Genomic DNA, 26846 nt, shown 5'->3' with positions numbered 1-26846 from the left:
TCCCCTCCTTAACTCAATTGTTGTACATGTCTTGTTACTTTAGGCTGATAGCTTCGCAGTTTTTGCATCGCCGAGCCGTGATGTTCAGGGTATACTTCTATCATTTCTTCCGGTTTTTCCTCCGGCTCTTCCGCCTGTTTCATCATGACGAACTGATTCAATGGGCCGCCGAGCAATCGTTCAAGCGCCGCCATTGCTTCGGGCGCTTCAATTGATCCGACTCCCGCCTGTTTCATCCGTTCTTGATAATCGGCAGATGATACGATTCCGACACTGCCCCAGTAGCTCCAATTCATCACTGCCGCCGAATACGGCCGGACTTGAGCCAAATGAGCGGCAAAGGCATCTTTGAAACTGCACCCGGCAGCATAATTGCTTTGTCCGGCCGCTCGTGCAAATGATTGAACAGATGAGAAGAACAAAGCAAAGTCCAGCGGCTCATTTTGGAACACGCGGGCCATATTCACGCTGACATTGACTTTTGCAGCGAGCACGCTTTTAAAACGGCTTTCCGGCATATTTTTCAGGCTCTGATCCTCTAAAACAATTGCGGAATGGATGATTCCGTTAATTTGCGGGTGCGTGCGTTTGATCGTTTCATACGCCCGTGTGAGCTCATTCGGATTTGCCGCGTCAGCTTCAATATAAATCGGCGCCGGGCCGAATTGGCTGAGTCTGTCGATTTTTTCCTGGATGGCGCTGTTATGTTTTCGTCTGCCGATCCAAACGACTCGCGCCTGATATGTTTTCACGGCATATTCGCTCCATGCCTCGCCGATGCCCCCCGCGCCGCCGATGACGACATAAACGCCGCCTTGTTGGTAAGCGGGCCGGCTTGACACCGGCTGCTGTACAGGAATAAGGCGCTGTTTGTACCAGTGATTGTTCCGGTACGCCCATGTATTGCCTTGCTCATCAAACGGCGCTGAGAACAGCTCCGCCTTTGAAACATCTTCCGGACATCCGGCATCAATCAGCCTTGTTTGCCAGTTCGGATACTCTTTTGCGAGCGAGCCGACCAAACCGTGAATGCCTGCATGAGCCGGATCAATAATGTCCGCCGGCTGTACGGACTGTGTTTTTATTGTGACTGCAGTCAAGCTGATTCGCTTGCCTCCGTATCCTAAAGCAAGCATTGCCTTAATCACTCTGTACATCTGGATGACGCCCGCATCCTGAGCTTTTACCATGTCGTCAGCGCTGTGAAAAGGAGCGATCCATACGATATGCCCGAAAGACCCTGTTGCTTTCAGTTCAGCCGCAACAGCCTCTATTTCATCCTCCGGGTTGATATTAAGCCGTTTCGCAGAAGGATGATGCAATTGAAAAACCGCGCTTTCCTCATCCCCCGCGATAAAGACAACCTCTTCCGTCTTATATGCCGGGCTTTGATCACGGAATTCCGCGAGATCCCACACCGGAGCCAGAAGGTTTGCTCCATTTAATGATGTTTCCGGCGCGGGGCCTTCCATCATTCTGGAAGAAATCCCTTTAATTCTGACACAGACCCGGCCTGTCTCATCGCATAAGTCAATGTCCATACGCTGTATTTTTTCATCCGTTCCCCGGGAGCTGACATACGCCCACATGCTTGTCGTGCACGGGCTGAAAATGTCCAGTTCTTCAAGGGCGAACGGCAGTGACAGCTGGTTATCATCTGCGTGCAGCTTCAGACCGATTGTCGCTTGTAAAGCTGAATCAAGCATACACGGGTGAAGAACGTATTGATCTGCCGTTTCTTCGAGGAAGGAAGGCAGCCGGAGCTCAGCCAATGCTTGATTGCTTCCGATATGAATCTGCTGAATTCCTTGTTGTCCGGGACCGTAGTCAATGCCGATTTTGCTGAATAAGCCGTAACACTGTTCAGAAGTCAGTATACTGAGGCCGCATTGAGCTTTCAGTGCGCCTATATCACGGTGCGGAGCCTCCCCGGCGCTGAGAATGCCGGCAGCCCCCTGACAGTGTATCTGCCTGCCGCTTGCTTCTGTTTGTGAATCCGTGTAAACGTCATACACGATTTCACCGTTTTCCCTCGGGTTCAGGCTGATCTGCGCTTCAATCGGGCGGTTTCCCGCTTCGATCGGCCGAACCCAAACGATGTTTTTCAGGCGGGTGACAGAAGGACGTTCCTTTTGACCTTTGACTGCCTGAGCAACCGCCGCCCTAGCCATTTCCAAGTAGGCAACGCCCGGCATAACCGGCTTGCCCTTAATAAGATGATCGGTGAAAATCGTCTCTTGTCCCGTAAATTCGGATCGGTACCGCTGCTCTGTTAAATCTGATACATTTTCGTGAAGCAGCGGGTGCAGCACCCGCGACGTCGGCACAGCTTGCGGTTTCTCTGCTTTCGGCCGGTTGTCCGTGATCCAGTACCGCTCTTTCGCAAACGGGTAAGCAGGAAGACTCAGCCGTTGAGGCTTGATATCAGAATATAAGCCGTCCCATTTGATATCCGCGCCCTGCACCCATAATTCCGCAAGCTTGTCATTCTCTCGGCGGCTTATCAGCTCTTCGATATCCGCCTCGCCGTTTGCACCTGCCAGAATGGATTTCAGGGAGGTTTTACCCGCTTTTCCTTTATAAATGCCCGCTATATCATAACGTCCTTTCGCACAGCTCTTTAGCTTGTCCCGCAGTTCTTCGGCCGAGGAAGCGATAATGGCCGCTCTTTCTTCCATGGCATCACGCCCCTGCTGAAGCGTGTAAGCAACATCGGCAAGATCCGCATCCGTAAAAGAAGCTTGCGCCAGCTGCTGCGCCTGTTCCTGCAGACGTTCTTCTTCTTTGGCCGACAGCACAAAGATTTGAGGGTGTGTGAAAACAGCTGTTTTTCTTTCTTCCTTCGGGATATATTCTTCAATGACGACATGGGCGTTTACGCCGCCGATGCCGAAAGAACTGATTCCCGCACGGCGCGGCAGAAGATTGCCGTTTTCGTCTTTCAATGCCGTCCATTCTCTTTTTTCCTGTACGATGTAAAACGGACTGTCTTTCAGCTTGATATACGGGTTGATGACCTCGCTGTGGAGGCTTTTTGCAAGTGTTTTATGCTTCATCTGCATCAGCACTTTGATCACACCCGCGACACCGGCTGCCAGTGACAGGTGGCCGATATTGGTTTTGGCCGAACCCAGACCGCAGTGACTCGCGTAAACGGCGGAATCGCCTGTTTTTTCGTACAGCTTTTGAAAGGCGGATTTCAGGCCGTTGATTTCGACCGGATCGCCAAGCTCCGTTCCGGTTCCGTGCGCTTCTATATAAGTGACTGTTCTCGGATCAATGCCTGCTTTGTCATAAGCCGTTCTGACGACTTCCGCCTGGGCTTTCGGGTTCGGTGTCGTCAAGGAGTTCGCGCGTCCGCCGTGGTTGACCGCGCTGCCTTTAATGACACCGTAGATATGATCTCCCGCTTTTTCCGCTTCTGACAGCTTTTTCAAAAACAGAATTCCGGCACCTTCACTGACGGCAAATCCGTCCGCCCTGTCGGAGAACGTTTTACATTTCCCTTCTTTGCTCAGAGCGCCGGCTTTGTCATAAGCGATGTGGCCTTGCGGTGTGACGACAGTATTCACGCCGCCGGCGATCGCCATATCGCAGTTCCCGTTTTCAATGGCGCATACGGCGTGATGAATCGCGACCAGCGAGCTGGAACAAGCCGTGTCGATCGGTTCACTCGGCCCGTGCAGATTAAGCATATAGCTGACGCGGTTCGGCCCCGCTGACGGACTCATATTTGCGGCTGACGCACCGCCGATATCCAGGTCGGAAAACAGTGAGCCGTATCCGGTATTCCCCGTGCCGATATACAGGCCTGTTTTCGTGCCGGAAAGGCTTTTAGCGGAATATCCCGCATCTTCTATCGCTTTCCACGCATACATCATTAACAAGCGCTGCTGGGGATCCATCTGTTCGGCTTCCAGCGGTGAAATTCCGAAGAACAGCGGATCAAAATCCGCAACTCCGTCAATAAATCCGCCCCACTTTACATTTGTTTTGTTGGCTTCATTAAGCGGGTCACCGTAATACTCACGCCAGTCCCAGCGATCCGCCGGAACCTCTGTTATACAATCTTTTCCCTCTTCTAAGTTGCGCCAATACTCATCAATATTTGCGGCCTTCGGAAACACTCCGCTCATGCCGACAATAGCGATCGGTTCCGGTTTATGTTCAGCCGCAGTCTGAACAGGCTGTACGGCAGTTTTTGCAAATCGTTTGTTCCCTGCCAGTCTGATGCCGCCATCATCAGTTACGCCGCTTTGTTTTTCTTCTTTCGGCTGTGTGCTGCCGGCAAATTGTGTTTGATAGTCTTCTGCTAAATGATGCGCCAGGGCTTGAATCGTCGCATATTCAAAAAATACGGTCGGTGTCAGATCAAGCTGATAAGTGTCATTCAGCTTGTTGGCGAATTCCGTCAGCGTAATGGAATCAAATCCGTATTGATTAAACTCCAATTCGATATCGATTTCTTCAATGTTTATTTTCAGAAGCCCGGAAACCTCTTTTGCCAGCAATTCCTGAAGTTTTGCCGTCAAGTCTTTCGGCGCAGGCGTTGCATCCGTTTTCTTAACCGGTGCAAAAGCGGCTGCAGGAGTCTTTTGAAGCAGCTTTTCCCGCATTACGTCTCGGTTTCCTTCCATGACGAGCACGCTTGTTTTCCCCGTGCTCCATGCTTTGTAAAGAGCTTCTATTCCCGTTTCAGTGCGCATCGGCGTTACGCCGGTTCTTTTTTCGGTGAGCTTCGCCATTTCTTCATTGACTTGCATTCCGCCGTTTTTCCACAGCGGCCAATTGACCGACAATGTGTGACCGTGGCGGTACATTGCGGTAACCAGTGCGTTGCGGTATGCCGCATAGCTGTCCATAAATGCGTTTGCCGCCGCATAATCCGCCTGTCCCGCATTCCCGGTGACGCCGGAAATGGATGAGAAAACAATGAAAAAGTCCAGCGCTAAATGCTCGGTTGCTTCATCAAGGTTGACAAATCCGTCCGTTTTAGGAGCCAATACACTGTAAAACTCTTCGGTTGTTTTCTTTGCGATATACTGATCTTTCATCACACCCGCGCTATGAATGATGCCGTGAAGGCCGCCATATTCCGTTTCAATTGTTTTGACCAGGTCTGCCGCAGTTTGAGCGTTTGTTACGTCAGCCTGCTTGTATTCCGCTTTTGCTCCGAGTGATTCAAGCGATTGCAGCTGCATCCGCTGATTCTCGCTTAAAGCGGAACGGCCTGTCAAAACCAGTGTCGGCTCTTTGACTTTGCGGGCGATTTCTTTCGCGAAAATAAAGCCTAAGCCCCCGGCTCCTCCGGTAATGAGATAAATGCCTCCGTCGTTCCACGGAATGCGTATTTTGCCGCCGGACACGGCCGTTTCTTTGACATCTGCGCTGTATCGGATGCCGTTTTCATATTTGACATGGCTGTCATCAGCCCGTGTTTTATTTTCTCTGATGATGTCTGTGATTCTTCCGTTTTCCGCCGGTTCTATTTCAATCAGCTGGGTTTTCAGTTTTACATGTTCCAGGCCGGCTGTTTTTAACAGAGCTGAAATCCCTGAGAGCAGCTGATGCTTATCAGTTTTAGAGAGAACCGTCTGGATGAGGACGTCTCCATCCGTCTCTTCCTTCAGCAGTTTTTGCAGCGTCTCCAATATCCGTCCTGTATAATCACGGAAGCGCGCCGCCGCTTTCCCGTGCTGGGAGGTCATTTCAATACATTCAGCTCCCGCGGCTTCAACGGCTTGTTTCAATCCGGCGTCTGTGTCACAAAGCAACACGATATGCCGGGCAAAAACCGGTTCCGTTTGAACGGCGGTTTTATCGCTTCGGCTCCATACCGGCTCAAGCATGAGCGTTTCCGGAGCTTTTTCTTTTTTCTCAGGTTCTTTTTCAGCCGTTCTGAATGACAAACCTTTCAGCCTTACGCAAACCTTGCCGTTTTCATCACAAATATCAAGATCGCGTTTTTCAATCTGGCCGGCTTTGTGGTCTTCAGAAAGTCTGGCGTAAACCCACATCTCGGCAGCGCATGCGCTGAATACTTCAAGCTCCTGAACCGCAAACGGAAGCATCAGTTTCTCATCATTTGTTCCGGTTAATATGCTTGATGCCTGCAATGCAGAGTCCATTAAGCCCGGATGCATGACATACTCCTGTACCGTGTCCGCACAAGCCGCATCAAGTGACAGTCTGCCCAATACGAAATCACCACCTGTATAAATCGCTTTGACACCCCGGAAAGCCGGGCCGTAATCAAAACCGATTTTGCGGTACATATCGTACACTTCATCTGCAGAAAACGGTGTCTCGGCGGATTGTGATCTCAGCTTTTGGAGATCAATGACCGGAGCCTCGGCGTCAGGGCGGACTGATACTGCCCCTTGGCTGTAAACGGACGGCTGACCTGTTTCCCGGCCGCTGTAAATGTCGAATTGAACGTCATTTGCCGTTTCAGGAATGAGACGGATGTTGACATGAACCGGCTCGTCTTCAATGGTGATCGGCCGCACCCAAACCGTATTCTTAAGCTTGACGCTTCCTTGTCCGGCCGGAACTTCAGATGCCTGTTCCATTGCTGCGCGCGCCATTTCAAGATGTGCCACTCCCGGTAAAATCGGTACGCCTTTTACAACATGGTCCGCAAGGTAAAATTCTTTTCCTGTATAGATTGAACTGAACCGCTGTTCTGCAAGGTTTGAAGTATTTCTGTGCAGAAGCGGATGAAGCGCGTCTTGTTTTCCGGCAGATACAGTGCTTGTTTTTTCGTGTTTTCCGGTATGTTTCGCCGCCCAATAGCGGTCTTTTGCAAAAGGATACGACGGCAGGCTCATACGTTTAGGCGGCCGGTCTCCATACAGCTTCGCCCAATCGACGTTCAGCCCTTTGACCCACAATTCAAGCAGCTTCGCGTATTTGCCGCGGGCCATCCATTTTTCAACGGCTTCTTGAATTTCTTCATCTTCCGTCAGCATTTGCAGCGTGCCTTTGTCTATTCTTCCTCTGTACAAGTCCGCGTGCTTATCTCCAGTGATAAACTGTGACAGTTTTTCCTGCAGTTCTTCTGCGGATCCGGCAATAACCGCCAGGCGTTCTTCCATGGCGTCCCTTCCGATTTGGAGGGTATATGCCATAGAAACGAGGGAGGATTGATCGTACCGTTTTTCAGTAAGCGCACGTTTCAGCTGTTTTGCCTGCTCTTTCAGGCGTTTTTCATTTTTGGCGGACAGAACGAAAAGACATGGATCGATATGAGAATCATCTGCTTCCTCTCTGTCTTCTGGGATGTATTCTTCGATGACGACGTGGGCATTTACGCCTCCGATGCCGAATGAGCTGATGCCCGCGCGGCGCGGCTGTTCGTTACCGCGTTCGTCCGTCTGCGTCTTCCATTCCATCGTCTCCCGCACCAGATAAAACGGGCTGTCTTCAAGCTGAATGTACGGATTTACCGTCTCACAGTGGAGACTTTTTACTAGTGTCCGATGCTTCATCTGCAGCAAAATTTTAATAATGCCCGCTGCTCCCGCGGCAAGGGATAAATGGCCGATATTCGTTTTGACCGACCCTAAGCCGCAATAGGCGGCCGCTTTCTCTTTTCCGTCTGCAAACGAGCTGAACGCTTGTTTCAGTCCGTTAACTTCAACGGGATCTCCCAGTTCTGTTCCGGTGCCGTGCGCTTCGATATAAGAGACTGTTTTCGGATCAATGCCCGCTTTTTTGTATGCGGCTTTAATGACTTCCGCCTGTTGTTTCGGGTTAGGCGTTGTTAAAGATGCCGCGCGGCCGCCGTGATTCACCGCGCTTCCTTTAATGACGCCGTAAATATGGTCCCCATCCGCCTCAGCGGCTTTCAGCTTTTTGAGGAAAAAGAGACCGGCTCCTTCACCATGGGCAAAACCGTCAGCCTGATCAGAGAACGTTTTGCATCTTCCTTCTTTACTCAGCGCGCCCGCTTTATCAAAGCTGATATACACATCCGGAAGAACAATCGTATTGATTCCTCCCGCCAAAGCCATGTCGCACGTTCCTTCTTCAATTGAAGAAACGGCATGGTGTATGGCAACGAGCGAGCTTGAGCAGGCGGTATCAATCGGTTCGCTCGGCCCGTGCAGATTGAGCGTATAGCTGACACGGTTCGGTCCGACAGACGGACTTGTATTCGCCGCGGATGACCCTTCAATCTCCGCATCGGCATTGGCTAAAAGAGAACCGTAGCCGGTATTTCCGGTCCCGATAAACACACCTGTTTTTGTGCCTGAGAGACTCTTTGACGCATACCCGGCATCTTCGATCGCTTTCCACGCGTGCGTCAGCAAGAGGCGCTGCTGAGGGTCCATTTGCTCCGCTTCCCGGGGTGAAATCCCGAAAAATAATGGATCAAATTCAGCAATTCCGTCAATAAACCCGCCTTGGTTGACGTTTGTTTTATTGGCTTCTTTTGCGGGATCCCCGTAATAGTCCCGCCAGTCCCAGCGGTCTTTCGGAATCTCGGTCATGCAGTCTTTGCCTTCTTTCAGGTTCTGCCAGAAAGCTTCAATGTCTTCTGCCATCGGGAAAATCCCGCTGATGCCTACGATTGCGATCGGTTCCGGCCCTTGGTCCCGCTGCACTGTCTGCGGAAGTGTCTCAGGCAGAGTGCGGCGTCGCTTAACGGCCGGGCGCGTGATTTGAGTCTCTTTTACCGGTCTTGCCGATTGAACCGTTTTTGTATTTACCGCAAACCGTCCGGCAAATTCCTCTTCGTATTCACTGATTAAATGAACGGCAAATTCATGGATTGTCGGATGATCAAAGAAAATCGTCGGCGTTAACGTAAGCCGGTACGTTTTGTTTAACTGGTTCGTAAACTCAGTCATCGAGATAGAATCCAGCCCGTATTTTGTCATTTCTTCATGAGGATCAATTTTGTCAATGTTTACTTTTAACAGTGAGGCCGTCTGCTGTTTTAACAGATGCTTCACTTTTTCAAGCAGGCTGTCAGCATCAATGTCATGACGTACGCCGGTCTCTGCTTCCGGATGATCATTCTCTTTGCGGAACAGTTTTGCTTTCATGTGTTTCACATCTCCTTCAACAACCGTCATCCGGGCTGTCCCGCTCATCAAGCCTTGATATAAAGCCTTGATGCCGGCATCTGTGCCGAGCGGTGCGATTCCCGCCTCCTGCATCAGCATATCTTCCGTCTGCTTTCCTGCCTGCATTCCGCCTTCTTTCCATAACGGCCAGCTGACAGAAAGCGTCTTTCCGTATCTTTGTCCTGCGGCTTGTAAAGAACGGCGGTACTCGGCATACATCTCCATAAAGACATTTGCAGACGCATAATCAGCCTGGCCGACGCTTCCAAGCACACCTGATAAAGATGAAAAGACAATAAAGACATCTAATTTCTCATGTTGTGACGCTTCATCAAGATACACAAGGCCCTTCACTTTCGGAGCGAGAACGTGTTGGTATTCCTCTGCCGTCTTCTTCACCATGTAGTTGTCTTTTATAATGCCGGCACTGTGAACAATCCCGTCCAGCTTGCCGTGCCGTTTGCGGATATTGCGGATCAATCGGTATACTTCTGCTTCGTCCGTGACATCAGTCTGCTCGTAGAAAACAGAAGCGCCGGCAGCACGTACTGTTTCCAGCATGTCTTTCTGCTTTTCTCTGAGAGCGGACCGGCCGGTTAGTATGATGACGGCATCTTTTGTACGGTTTGCGATCTCTTTTGCAAAGATCAGACCTAAACCTCCCGCACCTCCTGTAATGAGATAAACGCCTTCGTCTTTCCACGGAATGTCCGGCTCCGCTCGAGGTATATCCATTTCTCCCCAACCAGCGGCAAAGCGCTTGCCGTTTTCATATTTCACATGGACGCTTTCGGCATGCATACGGTTTTCGGACGCTTTTTCCGCTATGCCTTCAGCACTTTCTTCCTCCTCGGCTTCGATCATTTGACAGATCAGCTTGGAATGTTCAAGGCATGCGGTTTTGAAGAGTCCGGTAATGCCTGAGAACACCTGCTGTAAGCCTGCTGACCGCGTAACAGCCTGAAGAAGAACGCGGCCCATCGGCTTGCTTTTCATTATGGTTTTGATATGGTCAAACATCTGACCCGCATAAGAATGATACCGCTCTGCAATAGATGCGGGACGATCGTCCAAGATAATGACGCTTGCATGTTCAAGCTTTGCTTCCACGGCCTGTTTTACAGCTTCATCGTACTCACAAAGGAAAATGATATGCTCTTCATACGAAGGCTCGTGGGCCGCCGGTTCCGGCTGCTCTTTCCAGACCGGTTCAGCGAGCAATGTGTCCGTACGGCTGACCGAAATGCCGGCACCCGCGTTTTCTTCCATGATCCGCGTTGAGAAACCTCTCATCCGCACACAAAGCCCGCCGTTATTGTCATATAGATCAATATCGGCTTTTTGGATAGGATCGCCGGCTTTATTGTTCGCACTGAATGTGACGTGCACCCACATATCATCAGCGCACGGATTCAGAACGTCCAGCTCCTCTAAAGCAAACGGCAATGCGGCTTTGAATGGTTCCCCGCTTTCTGCAAGCAGCGCTCTCGTCACGTTTTGTAAATATTCGGCGGCCTGAAGCGCACCGTCCATTATACTCGGATGAAGGATATAATCAGCTTTTGTATGAGAGACGGATTCAGGAAGCTTCAATTTAGCAAGCAGCCGGTCTTCTCCTTTGTATACAAGCTGCACCCCTTTGTATCCGGGCCCGTAATCAGCACCGATCATTCCTTTGTAAAACGCTTGAGATTCGATTATTCCCTGTGTGCACCGGCGCTTCAGCTGCTCAATATCCGCCGCTTCCTCCGGTTCCTTCCGGATGATTTCAGCGATGCCCTGATTATAAAGAGGAGCTTCTTCACCGATAGAATCGTTACCCCCGTACATTCTGTAATGAATCTGTCCGTCCTCTTCTTCATAAAGTCCGATATGGACACGGACAGCGTCCTGATCGGCTATCACCGGGCGGACCCAAACAATATTCTTTAAGCGCAGGCCCAGAGATTCCTCTGTTGCCCCGCCGATGCTTTTCTCCGCCGCGGCCCGTGCCATCTCAAGAGTAACGGCAGCCGGCACGATCGCCATTCCTTTAATGATATGCTCGGCAATAAAATACTCTTTTCCCGTGAATTCCGAACTGAACCGCTGCTCCTGCAAGACAGATGTATTCTGATGTACCAACGGATGCAAAAGTTTGGTATCCGTTTGCTTCACAGTTTCCTCCGGCCAGAAGCGCTCCTCTGCGAACGGGTAGGTCGGCGCACTGATTCTTTGCGGCGCGGAATCCTGATACAATAAGCCCCAATCGACACGCGCTCCTTCAACCCAGAGCGCCGCGAGTGCTTTCAGCTTTTCATCCCGTGTCTGACATGACGCAAGCTCTTCCATCTCCTGAGCTGACACTTCTCTGCTTCTCACTTTTTCGCCCCGTAAGATGTTTTGGTCATTGCCGTTGATAAAATCCTGCAGCTGACGCTTCAAATCGTGACGATCATGACTGATAAAAACGGCTCTCTCTTCCATCGCTTCACGTCCGGTCTGATACGTAAATGCCAGATCATGCAAGGAAACATCGTTTTCGGCTTCATCCAGAAAGCCGGATAAACAAGATGCATAGGCAGTAAGACGCTGCTTATTTCTCGCTGACAGCGGAACGATAAAAGGCGGCTGTCCGTCCTTTGATCCGCTGATCGCTTTGTTTTCGTACTGTTCAAAAATGGCGTGTGCGTTTGTTCCTCCGAGTCCGAATGAGCTTAACGCTGCGCGGTGCGGCGTCTCTCTCTCCGGAAGCGGTTTTCGCTTATCCGCCACATAAAACGGCGAACCGCTGAATTTGATATTCGGATTCGGTGACGTGTAATTAATGGTAGGCGCCAACTCCCGGTGATATAAACTCATGGCGACTTTGATGCACCCGGCCAGACCTGCTGCTGTATCCAAATGTCCGATATTCGTTTTTACGGAGCCGATCCCGCAATACTGCTCCCGGTCCGTGTAACGTTTATACACTTGCTGCAGCGCGGACATCTCAATCGGATCACCCAATGTCGTTCCTGTGCCGTGCGCTTCGATATAGGAAATCGTCTCCGGGTGAATATTCGTGCTGTCTAAAACATGCTGGATGACGTCAGTCTGACCTTTTACACTCGGTGCGTAAAAACCGACTTTATCCGCTCCGTCATTGTTCAGACCGATGCCTCTGAGCATGGCGTATATGTGATCTCCGTCCCGAACTGCTTGTGACGCCTTTTTCAGCAGAATGACGGCCGCTCCTTCTCCGCCCGCCATACCGTCGGCTGAAGCGTCAAATGCTTTAACATGCCCGTCGCTTGAAAAATTCAATCCGTTTTGGTGCACATAGCCGATGCCGGCCGCTGCATGCAGAGTTGCTCCGCCGACGAGCGCGTATTCTGATTCTCCGCTCGTTATGCTTCTATAGGCTGAATAAAGACCGACTAATGATGATGAGCAATTGGAATGAACGAAATAGCTTGGCCCTTTTAATCCGAGCTTATGGGAAACCATCGTCGGAATCGTGCCGCTCTGCGCTAACACCCATGACACATAGCCGTCGGGAGATTCATGGCCTTCTGTCGTTTTTTCCGGCAAAAGCGACCGATACGAATTATTGCTTGCCGACATATATACGCTTGTCTTCGGAATCTCTTTCGATACATATCCCGCGTCCTCGACGGCTTTCCAAGAATGAAGCAGCAGAAGCCGCAGCTGAGGATCCATAAATTCTGCGTCTTTCGGAGAAATGTGAAAGAACTCAGGGTCAAAGAGATCTTTTCCTTCTATCGTCGATAATGCCGGCACATAGTCGGGATTTTCGATCAAATCCTCAGGCACACCGGCTTCCCGAAGTTCTTCTTCCGAGTAGAAACGGACGCTTTCTTTTCCTTCTCTTAACTGCTTCCAAAACTCATGATGATTTTTCGCACCGGGGAACTGGCAGGAAATCCCCACTATCGCCACACTGTCTTCAAAGTAAGACGGCATCCCGTTTTGCGGTGTATGTTCTTTTTCTCTTTCATCTTGGCCGGGCACCTCTGATTCAGCTGCCTGTTTTGTTTCAACAATAAATCGGCTGATCGCCTGAATGGTAGAGTGTTCGAATAAATCCGTGACGGTAAAATCGCATTCCAGCTCCTGTTTAATGCGTTCTGCCGCTGCAACAGCCAGAAGCGAGTCGCCTCCCACATCGAAAAAGCCGTCTTCGGTTTTGATGCCCGCCGTATTCAGCAGGTCTTCCCATATTGCGGTCACTTTCGCTTCCGCTTCTGATAACGGCAGTCTGCCCGTCTTTTCAGACCGGTGAACGATTACCTTGCGCTGTTTTAGGTCTTTGCGGTTCACTTTTCCGCTCGGTGTTAACGGCAGCGCATCCAGACGGATAAAATGGGCAGGCGCCATATAATCCGGCAGACTCGATAAAAGATGGTTGCGGAGCGCTTTTTCATCTGCCGTATGACCGGAGCGGGCCGTATAATAAGCAATCAGCTTTTTATGTCCGTTCTTTTCCTGAACAACTACCGCCTGATCAAGGATATCCGGATGTTCGCTCAATTTCGTTTCAATCGCTCCCAATTCGATGCGGAAGCCGCGGATTTTCACCTGACTGTCAATCCGGCCGGCATATTCTATATTTCCGTCAGGCAGCCATCTGGCCAAATCACCTGTCTTGTAAAGTTTTTCTCCTTCACTAAACGGATTATCAATAAATGATGCCGCCGTCAGCTCAGGCTGATTGTAATAGCCTCTGGCCAGACCGGCGCCGGCCACGCAAAGCTCCCCGGCCACACCGTCAGGAACGGGGCTGAGCTTTTCATCGACGATATAAAGCCGCGTGTTGTGAATCGGTTTCCCGATCGGCGTATTCCTGCTTGTGATTTCCTTTTGGCCGCAGCTGTAGTAAGCGGCATAAATGGATGTTTCCGTCGGGCCGTATATATTTTCAATTCTGGCATGTTTGAAGATGGAAACTGACTTTTTGACTAAATCTTTCGGAAACGCCTCACCTGCCACCATCACATACTTCACAGGGCCGTCTTCTGTAAATGCCGTATGCCGCTTTACCGTTTCCAGAAATACATTAAACACGGCGGGCGCAAAATTCAGATGCGTGACCTGGTGGGTTTGGATGTATTCCATGCAAAGCTGCGGATTTTTTTCTGCACCAGGCGGCAAAATGACAAGCCGTCCGTTTCCGATAAACCAGCCGAATAATTCAGAAATCGAAACGTCAAATACGTAATTCGTTTTTAACAAATAGGCATCCTCTTGAGCGACCGGGTACTCAGCTTCTAAAAACTGCAGCGTATTCATGATGGCTCTGTGCTCAACCATGACGCCTTTCGGTTTTCCCGTGCTTCCGGATGTATATAGAATATAAGCGAGATGATGCGGTTTTGAACGCGGCGTCAGTTGTGCCCCTCTGACAGAACGTCCGCGGTTTTCAATTTCCACCGTGCTCACACCGCCGATGGCCAACTGTTCAATCATGCCGCGCGTCTTTTCCTGCGTTAATACGATTGAAACGCCGCTGTCAGTCAACACGTGCGCCATCCGTTCGTTTGGAAAAGCCGGGTCCAGCGGCACATACGCGCCTCCCGCTTTTAAAATGGCGAGGATGCCGATGACCATCTCAAAAGAACGCTCCGTACAAATGCCGACCGGGCATTCCGGTGTGACGCCCTTTTCTTGCAGGTACACAGCGAGCGCCGTGCTTCGTTCATCTAATTCGCGATATGTAAGACTGTTTTCACCGAATGTGACGGCTTCTCTGTCAGGGTGGCGTCCGGCTTTTTCCGCAAACACTTCATGAATGCAGCGCTCATTCGGCTGATGGGATGAACGGCTTGCTTCACGTTTTTGATTAAGCAGGCCGGAACATGCTTCAAAAGCGATCTCCGGATCAGAAAGCACCTTTTCTGCCAGTTTCATATAATGCTCCGCCATTCGTTCGATGAAAGAAGGGCTGTAGACATCCGGGTTGTACAGAAATTGCAGGACGGTTCCCGTTTCTTTTTTATAGACTTCAAGCGCAAGCTCAAATTCGCCTTCCTGATGAATGTCTTCTATCATTTCAATGCCGAGTGATTGATATAGTTCCGCCAGCTTTTCCGCTCCTTCTGTCCGGAAGAAGTTTTGATAGAAAAACGCGGTTTGAAAAACAGGCGACACCGCAGGCGAGCGTTCCGTCTTCAATTCTTTTACAAGCGCGGGAAACGGATACGCGGCATGGTCCAGCCCTTCTGCCAGTGTCAGCTGCAGCTCCTTCAAAAACGACGTAAAAGATTTGGCGCCCGTCTCCCTGCTTCTGACCGCGATCATATTAATAAAGTATCCGATGACAGACTCAAATTGAGCCTCAGAACGCCCCATCGTCGGCATGCCGACGATGACATCTTCCTGATTCGTATATTGATAGAGCAGTCCTTTAAAAATAGCGAGATACACAACGGATTCATTGACATTATTTTTTTGGGCACAAACTTTAATCTGCCGGTTCAGTTCATCAGGAAGCAAGCGCTGATACGCCTGCCCCCTGCAAGTTTGAACCGATGATCTCGGATAATCCGACGGAAGCTCAAGCACCGGCAGCGGTCCTTTCAGCTGCTTTTTCCAATAAGACAGATGCGTTTTTCCCGCTTCGCTTTCCAGCAGCTCTTTTTCCCATTTCACAAAGTCATGATAATCTGCGGCCTGCTGAAGCATGACAGGTTCTTTGCCTTCACTTGCTTTTACATAAGCGTCCAGCAGCGCCGACATAAACGTCATAAGAGAGACGCCGTCAAAAATGATATGGTGAATGGTAATTAACACAATCGGCTCCCGCTTCGCCCGCCGGAATACTTGAACACGCAGGAGCGGCCCGGTTTCAAGCGAGAACGGTTCTTTTGCTTTTTCTTTAATAAACGTAAGCGCATCACGCCCGCTTAATTCGGAAAGATCCATTTCTTCAATCGGAAAATGCCGATCCGTATCTTCTATCTGATACGGAAGGCCGTTTTCCTCTTTTATCACACTGGTCAAAATAGGGTGCTGGCGCTGCACGGACAAAAGGGCGTTTTTGAATGTCTCGACATCCAGCTTTTGAAAACGAAAGCATAACGGAATGTTATATGCGCTCATCTCCGGAAACATTTTCTGAAGCATCCACAAACCTTTCTGGCCTTCAGAAAGCGGACGTTTTGCAGTTGTCCGCTTGAAAGCCTGAAGCTTTTGTTCTACTTCAGCGATGGTGAGCGTTCCTGATCTGTAGGCATCGAGAAGTTCTTTATGATTCATAGGTCTTACTCCCTTCTATGATGTCTTGCACTCTTTTAAAATCTAATGTCCCCTCAGAGACCTGTTTCATCATGGCGATGATCTCCTGATCCGTATACTCCTTGTTATCCGGAGCGGCGGCTTCTGTTTCGGTTTCTTCCGTTCGGTAAAACGTTTCGATCGTTTCTTTATGTTCTGTCAGGTAATAGCTGATGACGTCTCCGAGCGTGGCATAGCTGTAAAATAACGCCGGAGTGACTTCAATGCCGTAATGACTCGACAAAAGAGCGGCAAATTTGGCTAAATAGATGGAATCAAATCCGAATTCCGCCCAGTTTTTATGCAGGACGAGTTTATCTTTGGATATTTTCAGCAGACTGTGTATCAGCTCTTTCAAATCCGCTTCGAGCCGTTTTTCCGCGCTTTCTTCCGGGATGCGGCGGCTCACGGTTTCCAAAAGCGCATCCGTTTTTAATGAATCGTCCCGCCGTATGCCTAAAAATCGTTCGGCACGGCTTCTTTCGCCGGCAATGACAAGGCACTGGGTGTTGTCTTGAGAAATGATGCGCTCAAAAAGCTCAATGCCTTCATCTGTTTCTAACAGGCGCTGACCGCTTGATTTCAGGTACATGCCCGTCGTCTCTTCACCGCCGACGGCCATTCCGCCGTTTTTCCAGAGCGGCCAGTTTATGACAAAAGCGTTTCCGCTTTCGGATTGTTCGTTTTTATAGCGGGCATACGCCATTTGGAACCTGTTCGCGACCGCATAATCACAGCAGCCGAAATCCCCTAAAACAGCCGATGTGGATGAAAAGTAGCAGATGAAATCAGGCGTTTCGTTTTTCAGCCACTCGTCAAGAAGCAGGCTTCCGTTTATTTTCGGTTCAAGCGTACTGCGGAAATTCCCGATTTCATTTTCAAAGACGGATGTTCTGCTTTCGATGCCCGCCGCATGAATGACGCCGTGAATGGCTCCGAATCGTTCTTTCGCGCGCTTGATGCAGTCGCCCATTCCGATCGGATCACAAACATCGGCTTCGGCGTAAAGAACACCCGCGCCGAGATTTTCCAGATCTTTCATTTTTTCTTTCTTTTCTTCATTGATCGGCGACCGCCCCGTGAGAATGACATTTGCCTGGTAGTTCCGGGCGAGATGGCGGGCAAATAAGTAGCCGAGCCCTCCTAATCCGCCTGTAATGAGATATGTTCCGCCGGTTCTGATCCTGCTGTTTTCTTTCGTTAGTCCGGTTGGTTCGGTGTGATAGACATATCGTTTTCCCTCTTCCAAGAAAACAGTATGGTCTGTTTCAGCTTTCAGCTCGTCCCAAATGGTTCTCATCCAGTCCGTTATGGCCGCACCGGCTTTTCTGAAGTGGCCGGTAACACTTGTTTTCGGGAGAACAATGCCGAGCGAACGCTCAAAGCCGATCCATGATTCCAAGTAGCACCTTTCCAGACCGGATGCATATTCCCCCGCCAATAACAGCCTTTCCGGCTGCAGACCGGTCTCAGCCATTGCTTTAAGAATATGAACGATACATGAATAATCTTCGATGCAGCTTTTATCTTCAAGCGCCCATAAATACAAAATGGCAGAAGCCTCACCGTACTCTTTTTGAATATCCGCAAAAGCGTTCACATATGATTGCGGATCTTCCCGCACCACTTGGCAGCGGCCGGCGGACAGAGCCTCATGCCGGTCTCCCTGAGCGATAAAAATAACGTCAATGTCACTGTCATACGATTTGACCACAGAGACGGCTTCCTGCTGCTTCTTCTGATCAGATAAGAAAGAAATCACCGTTTTGACTTGCTTTTCTCCGGCTGCCGGCAGAGCCTGTTCTTTAAGAACTTCTCTAAAAGTCATTACTTCAAACTGCTCCGCCGGATCATTTTCGTCAGCCGGCGCGTTAACGGGCGCGGCCTTGCTTTGTACAGGCTGCTGATGCCAGAAGCGTTCTTTCGCAAACGGATAAGCAGGCAGGCTGATGCGGGCCGGAGGACGGTCTCCGTATAATTTCGCCCAATCGATGTCCAATCCTTTTACCCAAAGCTCAGCAGCTTAGAATATTTCCGTTTGCTGATCCAAGCGTCTATGATTGTTTCCATATCATCATCCGCCGAAAATACGGCAAGCATCCGTTTGTTTTCTTCCGTGCCGTCACGGTGCAGTCCGGCGCTGTTTTGTCCGGCGATAAATCCATTCAGTTTTTCCTCAAGTTCATGAAGTGAATGAACGATAAAGCCGAGACGCTCTTCCATCGGCACCCGGCCCGTCTGGAGAGTAAAAGCTATGCTCATAAGGTCGCTGCCGCTGTATCTTTTTTCACGGATGGCGTCTCTGAGCTGTTTTGCTTTTTCAGTGAGCCGTTCGCTGTTTTTCGCGGACAGGACGATGATGGCGGGCTGATCTGCCAGCGTTTCATCAGGCTCTTTGTCTGCCGTATATTCTTCTATGACGAGGTGGGCGTTTGCTCCTCCCGCGCCGAAGCTGCTTAACCCCGCCCTTCTCGGAAGCTCTCTGCCGCCGATGACGGGACGTTTCCACTCACCGAGCTCCTGCTGTACGGCAAACGGCGTATACGCGAAATCAATATTCGGATTCAGCTGTTCCGCGTGCAGGGACGGCGCAATTTGGCGGTCTTTCAGCTGGAATAATATTTTTGTCAGACCCGCAATGCCCGCGGCGCTTTCACAATGACCGATATTTGATTTTGCGGAGCCGATGGCGCAAAACTGTTTGTCTGTTGTATCCTCTTCAAATGCTTTCGTTAATCCGGCGATTTCAATCGGGTCTCCTAATGCGGTGCCCGTACCGTGGGCTTCAATATAACTGACGGTGCGCGCCGGAACGTTTGCCCTTTCGAAAGCTTCTTTTATTAAGGCGGCCTGCGCATTCGGATTCGGAACCGTGTATCCGTTCGTTTTGCCTCCGCTGTTAATGGTGCTTCCTTTAATCACACCGTAAATGTGATCGTTGTCGGCAATCGCTCGGTCTAACGGCTTTAACACGACCGCGCCCACCCCTTCTCCGTCGACAAAACCATCCGCGCGGTCTCCGAACGATTTGCACGTGTCACCTGCGGAAAGCATGTTCATGACTGACAGATTCATATAATGGATCGGATCGGTCACTATGTTTACGCCCCCAGCAATCGCGCATTCGCTTGAACCGCTGTATAGGCTCTCAAGCGCCAGATGAATGGCCGTCAAAGAAGAAGAGCAGGCTGTATCAACGGCAATGCTCGGCCCTTGGAAATCAAAAAGGTAAGATACCCTGTTGGCAATGGACCAGTAGCCGTAGCCTGTCGGGTAGTTTTTGTTCATCGCGCCGGCAAAAACACCGATTTTTCTGCTTTGGCACAGGTTGTCAGGCGTATAGCCGGCATCCTCGATACTCGCATACGCCGTTTCTAAAAATAATCGCTCCTGCGGGTCCATGCGCTCCGCTTCCAATGGAGAAATCTGAAAGAACAGCGGATCAAACTTGTCCATATCTTCAATGAATCCGCCCCATTTCGTATAAATAGAGCCCTCTTTACCTTTTTCTTCATCGTAGTAATCCTGCCAGTTCCAGCGTTCCTGCGGGATTTCTTCTATGCAGTTTTTTCCTTTTTTAATGTTAGCCCAAAGCTCAGCCGCTGTTTTTGCCTGCGGGTAGCGTCCTGAAACGCCGATGATGGCCACGTCGCGAACCGAACTTTGCCGGACGGCCTCTTTGGCTGCCCGTTTTTCTCTCCGCCGCCAGTCAGTGCGAAGCGGCTTAGCCGGCTGTACAGCCTGCGGTTCGGATGCCGCCTCTGGTTCTTCATGAAGAGGCGCTTGTCCCGTCAGTTTGATCATCGCGGCTTTTTTTGTTTTGATTAAGTGGCCGACGAGAGCCTCGATCGTCTGATATTCAAAAAATAAGGTGCTGCTGACTTGGTCTAACACATTTCGTAACGCATTTGTCAGCTGTACGACGACGATAGAATCAATTCCGTATTTTTCAAGCGGCGCTTTCGGATCAATTTGAGCCGGCGGAATTTTTAACGTTTCTCCGATTAACGTTTTTAAGTACTCAGTGCTTTTTTCTGTTAAAGCTGTATCGCTTTTTTCGGCCGTTGTTTGCGGCTGAAGTTCCGGCGCTTGTGCTGCTTTTGGCAGTGCGGCCGGTGTTACGCCTCCTGCTTTAAGCGTTTTTTGGCGGACAATGCCGTTGCTTTTTGCCGCTACAATCTGATGGCTTAAATCATGTGCCGCTTCTGCCGGGAAATAGACAGAATGCCAGCCTTCGCTTTCTAACACGCGCTTCCAGCTTTTTGGATACAAGCCCGGACATCCCGGAATACGAAGGTCAGAATCTTCATGCAGCCACCAGCCTTCAAGCAGCCCGAAAGTAATATGCGGGAACAGGCTGTTTCCCGCCATTTCATTTAAGAGCAGCAGGCCGTTGTCTTTTAAAACGGCTTTGGCGTTTCTCAGCGTCTGGCGTATGTCTTTCGTCGCGTGAAGCACATTGGCCGCAACGACGATGTCGTATGCGCCCGGCTCTATGTCCTGACCGGAAAGCGGCGCTTCCGCGTTAAAAAGTTTATAAGTCAGATAAGGATTCTGTTTGCCGTATTCTGTTTCCGCATGCACGAGAAAAGCTTTCGATACATCGGTGTAACAGTATTCTTTTATATGGTTTTGATACGGCTTAAGCTTTTCAAATATGCCTGCGCTTGTGCCGCCTGTGCCCGCTCCGATTTCCAGTATACGGATGGCAGTTTTTGAGTTTTTACTGATGGTTTCTTTCACATAGGCCGTTAATGTATCTGACAGGGCGTCGTTAAAGTAATCCGCGACTTGATTGTGCTTATAAATTCCTTCAACAAGTTCCATTGAAGAGTGCGGGAACATGATATCCGTGGCCGGCACGTCTTCGCGCAGAATGTCCGGCAGTGCTTTAAGCATCGTCTCGGCTAAAACAGTCATCGCTTTTGTATCAGCGTTATTGAGCCATTCCGCTTTTTCCTGCTCCCATTTTCGCCATAGCGAGGCGGTTGTTTTTTCGGCGCGGGCTGACAGTGTAAATGAATCGGCATTCCCTTCCAGATAGCCGTGTTCCAGAAGGAAGGTGATCGTTTGATCGAGCCATTTTTTAAAATATTCGTGTTCAGGCTCATACGCTTTAAGGCTTTGCGGCGTCAGCAAGTCTGCTTCTTTAAGCTGGGCGATCAAAAGCTGATACAGAAAATCATCAAGCTCCTGATGTTCAGCCCCTCTTACAAGACGTGCGCCGGGCGGAGCGGCCTTCGGCTGTTGTCCGGTTACAAGCGGCTGAGGCGGATAAACGGAAATCGTTTCTCGTTCATTCATCCCCTCTACTGCGACCGGTTTTGTCGTATGAATGAAGGCTGCTTGATCAACCGGCATCGTCATAAGTGTTTCAAGCGCCTCCATCGCAGCGTCCGGTTCGATCAATCCCAATCCGATCTGATCCATCAGCTGAATAAAATTGCCGTCTTCAGCCGCTTCGCTGTTGCCCCAATAGCCCCAATTCATGACTTTGACCGGGCAGTTCCATTTCTGAGCAAGTTCTTTCGCAAATGCGTCACTGAAGGCGCATCCTGCGGCATAATGGCTTTGTTTCACATTATGAATAAATGCCACAAGCGAGGAGAAGAAGAGCGCAAAGTCAAGCGGCTCCCGTCCGAATACCTCAGCCATGGACACACTTACATCGGCTTTTGCCCGCAGCACCGATTTGAACTCTTCTGTCTTCATATTATTTAAGCTTTGCTCAGACAGATCCATTGCCGAGTGGATAACGCCGTTTATTTTTGTGTGGCGCTCTTTTATGAACTGATAAGCCCGCTCTAAGGAAGAACTGTCAGCGGCATCGGCGGAAACATATTCAGGCGCCGGGCCGAATGCGCTGAGCCGGTCGAGTTTCGCCTGTATGGAATCATTCAGTGTGCTTCTTCCGATCCAAATGATGCGTGCTTTGTAGCGGCGGATCATGTATTCACTCCATGCCTCGCCAAGATACCCCGCGCCTCCGATCACGGCATAAACCCCGCCTGTTTGGTACAGCGTGCCGTTTGTCGGCATATTGTCAAGCGGGATCAGCTGCCGCTCAAACAGCTGCTGATTGCGGTACGCCCAAATTTGACCGTTTTTCCCGGCAGAAAGACTGAGCGCCTCTTCGATCGGCCAGCTGCCGTCCGTTTCTGTGTCAATCATGCGGATATGCCAATGCGGATATTCTTTCGCCATTGTTCCGGCAAGTCCGCTGACTGCGGCTTGTGACGGGTCGGCGCTGTCTTGATCCGAAAACGGCTGGGCATTTGCTGTGACGATGCACCAGTCCAAACGTTTTTCTCCGTACCCTAAGGCAAGTAATGCTTTCATCAGCTTGAACACATGAAGAACGTTCCTTTCCTGTTCCTTGAGGCTGTCAGCACTCTCAGCCTGCGGAGCAAGCCAAATGATTTGCTCCAGTTCTTTTTGTCCTTCAAGCATGTGCGTAAGAGATGCGATATCATCCGTGCTTCTGATCGGATAATAGGAAGCGTTCGGCAGATGTTCTTTTATGCGCGTATGTCTCGAATCCGTTCCGCTGAATACTGCCGTCTGCTTATCCACCGCTGCTTCCCCGGCTTTTTCAAGCGCAACAGGCTCCCAAGCCGGAATCAGCATCGTATGGCCGACAGGCGCCTCCGAGGTTTCTCCGCCCGCTGTTTGGCCTGTGTCAAGCGCCCGGACGGACGCGCCTTTCATCCGGACATAAACCGTACCGGCATCATCACACATATCAATGTCAAATTTTCTTACGCTGTCATCTGCTTTGCTGCCTTCTGTGTACCGGATATATGACCAGATATGTTCAGGACACGGTCCGTACACTTCCACTTCCTGCATCGCAAACGGCAAAGAAAGCTCGTGGCTGTCTGCATCGTCATGTATCGACCGGACAAGCAGACCGACGGAGGCGTGAAAAGCGGCGTCCATCATACTCGGGTGAAGCGTATACTGTTCTTTTTTGTCATGTACGGCAGCCGGGAGTGAAATACGGGCCAATAATCGGTCTTCTCCAAGCAGCAACTGCTGTACGCCCCTGTATGCCTCTCCGTAATCCAGACCGATCTTCTCAAAAGCACCGTAACATTCTTCCGCAGTCACGATTCCTAAATTGCAGGAAGCTTTGACAGACTCGATATCTATCTGGGCGCTGCCCTGTTCGGTAATGACCGCTTCACCCTGGCTGTGAATAACCGGATCTTCGTCGTTTTCCGCCTCACTGTATATTTCATAGGTAATCTCACCATTATCTTCTGGGTAAAGGGCAATATGTATTTCTTTCGGTTTGTCTTCAATCATGACCGGACGGACCCAAACAACCTGCCTGAGTGTGACGCTATGGCCTTTTTCCTTCACGGCAGCGGCCTTTTTGACCGCCTCTGCGGCCATTTCCAAATAGGCGACACCCGGCAGTATTTTTTGTCCGTTGACGACATGGTCAGATAGGAAAAATTCATCTCCCGTAAAAAGAGACGTGAAGCGTGCTGCGAAAAATCTGACGTATTTTCTTGTAAAAGCGGATGCAGCACTGTTCCTGACGGGCTTTTCTCCTGTTTTTTCTGCTGCGGAATCCAATAGCGTTCTTTTGCAAACGGATACGTCGGAACGCTTGTTTTACGCGGTTTATATGAACCGTACAGCTTATTCCAATCTACTGTTTTCCCTTCTGCCCATAACTCGGCAAGCCGTCTCGGATCATCCGTCTCGGGAGCGGGTTCGCTCAGTTCCGGCAGCTCGGCTTGTCCGCGCCAAAGACCGGGGATGTTTTCGTTTCCTTTTACGAAATCATTCAGCTTTTCTTTCAAGTCGCGGGTGTCATTTACAAGGAAGACAGCTCTCTCCTCCATTGCTTCACGTCCTGTCTGAAGAGTATAAGCCAGTTCAGACAGCACCGTCTTTTCTGAAAGCGATCGGGCTAGTTTTTCCGCATAGGCCAGAAGCCTGTCTTTATTTCTTGCTGACAGCGGGATGAGTTTTGCTGCATCGTTCTCAGGTGCAGGCGCTTTTTGTTCAGGCTGAATGTATTCTTCTAAAATGATATGGGCATTCGAACCTGATGCACCGAAGGAACTGAGTCCGGCCCGGCGCGGATAATGTGTGACTTTACCGTTTTCTTCGGCTGCCGGCTGCTTCCACGGAGCAGTCTGCTGCTGTACGTAAAAAGGAGATCCCTCAAATTTCAGGTAAGGATTTAATTCCGCAGAATGCAGTGATTTGACAAGCGTTTTGTGATGAAGCTGCAGCGCCGCTTTTGTTAACCCGCTGATCCCCGCCGCTGATTCTGCGTGGCCGATATTTGATTTGACCGAACCGATGGAACAAAATTGCTGATCCTGCGTCCCTTGGCTGAACGCTTTTGACAGACCTTCAATTTCAATCGGGTCTCCTAACGAAGTACCCGTGCCATGGGCTTCCACATAACTGACGGTCCGCGGGCTGATACCTGCTTTTTTCAGACAGGCCTTAATGACTTCTGCCTGTGCAGCAGGACTCGGGACGGTAATTCCGCTTACTTTCCCTACGTGGTTAACGGCGCTTCCTTTAATGACCGCGTAAATGCGGTCGCCGTCTTGTTCGGCTTTTTCCAGCGGCTTGAGCAATACCGCACCGACTCCTTCTCCGGAAACGTAGCCGTCCCCGCCCTCGCCGAATGTACGGCAGCGGCCGTCACTTGAGTGCATGCCCACGCTTCCGTAGCTGAGATATTTCGCCGGGTGCAGCGACAAGTTCACCCCTCCCGCAAGCGCGGCTTCACATTCGCCGCGGCGGATGCTTTCAATGGCCAGATGGACGGCGGTCAATGATGAGGAACAAACGGTATCCACCGCGATGCTCGGCCCGTGGAAGTCACAATAATAGGACACTCTGTTGGCGATCTGCGCATAATTCAGTGAAACCGGAAAAGGATCAGTTTCAGATAATTGTTCTACGCCGATTAAGGAATAATCTTTATGCATCACCCCTGCAAATACGCCGATCGGATGCTGTTTCTCCCCTTTATTTCCCAGCGTTTCAGGCGTATACCCCGCATCTTCAATCGTTTCCCAGCATGTTTCTAAAAACAGGCGCTCCTGCGGGTCCATCGTTTCCGCCTCACGCGGTGAGATTCTGAAAAACTGCGGATCAAAGCAGTCGGCATCGTCAATGAAACCGCCCCATTTTGATACTGTTTTTCCTGACGGGGACGTTACGTTTTTATATGTTTGCCAATCCCATCGGGACTTCGGAACTTCAGTGATACAATCCGTGCCTGCCTTCAGGTTTTCCCAAAACTCCTCCACACTTTTCGCTTTCGGATAGCGGCCGGCCATTCCGATAATCGCGATGTCTCCGGTGTTTTTATGATGTTCTGGCGCGTCCGGTGCTTCAGCTTCAGACCGTGATGGTTCGGCTGCACGTTCCGCACATTCAAATGAAACGGTCTTTTTCAAAAAGGCTGCGAGTTCTTTTATATTTGTATATTCAAAGAGAAGAGTGGGCGCGAGGTCCGCACCCGTCTTTTTACTGATATCCTGTACAATCTCAAGCAAAGAAGATGAATCCAGCCCAAGCTCATAGTAGCCTGCAAGAACGTCCAGCGTCTCCCAAGGCTGACCAAGCTTATCAGCCAAAAGCTTCTTTAAAAACAGAATGATGTCTTTTTCATCTGTGCTTTCCGGCTCAGCTGCAGCCTGTTGATTCTGTTCGGCTGTATTCGCGTCTTCTTCGAGCCGAACCGCTTTTCCCGTAATGTTTTTAAGCTCCGCCACCTTTTGTCCGGATCGGCTGAAGTACTCGATCGTCATCGTTGTGAGTTCTTTTTCCTGACGGACGCCGGAAGCGGCGATACGCGCCGTGCACTCTGATTGCAGCCTGTCGGCGGCCGTGAACGATTCATAATATAAAGGCAGGTGAAGCCGGTTTGTTTCAGAAAGCAAACCGCTCGCCCCGATTCCGCTCGCATCCAAAAGGGCCGGATGGAATAAAAAGAAATCTTTTCCTTCTTCGCAAGAAAGCTCAGCCAGCATGCCGCCTTCTGTTTCGTACAATCGTCCGTTCGATTTCATCATGCCGGAATGAACCAAGTCATGATCCAGGCAGCGGTTATACATGTCATCAAGATTCAGAGATCTGCCTGACTGCTTCACATCGCCGAAATCAATGGTTTCGTCAAATGTGACAGCGTCTCTTTTCACCATTTCAGCCGTCGCATATTGTATATTGTCTGACAGCTCGTCACCTTGCTGTTTCTGCCCTGAAAGGGAGATGAGCCACTTTCCATCTCCGCTATCAGAACATTGAATGGTCAGAATGATTGCAGCCGTTTCACTGACGGTTAAAGGCTGATAAATCGTAACGTGCTTCAATTCGAGCTCATTGTATACATAACCGTGTTCCTGAAAAACCTGATAAATCAAATCGATATAAGCAAGACCGGGCAATACCGCTTCACCAAAGACCATATGGCCCTTCATGATGGGATGATCCAGTGAGATATTGATTTTTTCCGATATCATTCCTTCCCACTCC

General features: G+C 50.2%; 1 protein-coding gene and 1 pseudogene. Both read right to left on the bottom strand.

All coding sequences use genetic code 11. The annotated features are described in order from the left end of the window. Positions 1-8: 8 nt before the first annotated feature. Positions 9-16310 carry a non-ribosomal peptide synthetase gene (locus NYE38_RS08835; protein WP_224446952.1) on the bottom strand — a complete coding sequence of 5434 codons (16302 nt, stop codon included), beginning with the start codon at positions 16308-16310 and terminating at the stop codon, positions 9-11. Then, a pseudogene (locus NYE38_RS08830) lies at positions 16300-26833 on the bottom strand (SDR family NAD(P)-dependent oxidoreductase). The gene NYE38_RS08835 and the pseudogene NYE38_RS08830 overlap by 11 nt, the downstream one beginning before the upstream one ends. Positions 26834-26846 lie beyond the last annotated feature (13 nt).

The organism is Bacillus sp. EU63, from assembly GCF_038592915.1.
GTDB lineage: Bacteria > Bacillota > Bacilli > Bacillales > Bacillaceae > Bacillus > Bacillus velezensis.
This window is presented reverse-complemented; position numbering and strand designations above follow the sequence as displayed.